This window comes from Burkholderia sp. E168m23 (assembly GCF_016586125.1).
In the GTDB taxonomy this organism is placed as follows: Bacteria; Pseudomonadota; Gammaproteobacteria; order Burkholderiales; family Burkholderiaceae; genus Burkholderia; species Burkholderia orbicola.
The window spans coordinates 1-833 of sequence record NZ_BCPP01001559.1 but is presented as its reverse complement, the minus strand read 5'-3'; the positions used below and the strand labels follow the sequence as shown (position 1 = coordinate 833).

Sequence of the window (833 nt, the reverse complement as noted above, 5' to 3'; positions counted from 1 at the left end):
CGACTGCTTCGCGTCATCGAGCGCCGGCACCCACGGCGGGCCACACCTCGATCGACTGCGCCGCCGTGCCGCGTTGCAGCGCGTCGCGCACTTCGGCCGCGCCGTATACGTCGACGTCCTTCGGCGCGAACGCCTTCAGCGCAAGGAACGTCTTCAGCGCGGCCTGCGCTTCGCGCGAATCGATCGTCACGTTGCCGGCACGGTCGAACACGTCGCCGCCGTATGCCCACAGGATCGGCAGGAAGCCCGTGACGACCGGGTTGCCCTTCGTGCCGCGGAACACGACGCCCGACACGCTCTTGTCCGCACCGCCGACGGTCTGCGCGATCTTCAGCACATCGTCCCAGTTGCGCGGCGGTTGCAGCTTGTACTTCGCGAGCAGGTCCTTGCGGTACGCGAACATCTCGACGTTGCCGACGATCGGCAGCGCGTACAGCGCGCCGGCCGCGTTACGGCCGAGCGCCACCGCCGACGGCACGAGATCGGCATCGGCCAGCGACGCGGGCAGCGGTTTCAGCCAGCCGTTGCCGATGAATTCCGGCGCCCACGTGTCGTCCATCATCACGAGGTCGTACGCGCCGGTGCCTTCGCGCATCGACAGCTTCAGCTTCTGGTACAGGTTCGCGTTCGGCAGCTTGAGCAGCTCGATCTCGGTGCCCGGATGCAGCTTGTTGAAGCCGGCGACGGCGTCGGCCAGCCCCTTGCCGTAGATGTCGTCGCGGCCGGCGATGACGAGGTCCGCCGCGAAAGCGTGCGTGGCGGCAACGGATAGCGCAACGGCGGCGGACAGCGCGCGCAGGCGGCTCAGCAAGGTCATGTGGTCTCTCTCGATC

General features: G+C 68.2%; 1 pseudogene. It reads right to left on the bottom strand.

The window, feature by feature from the left end:
* Positions 1-817 (bottom strand): annotated as a pseudogene (locus JMF90_RS38890) (extracellular solute-binding protein); the annotation flags it as partial.
* Between the last annotated feature and the right edge of the window lie 16 nt (positions 818-833).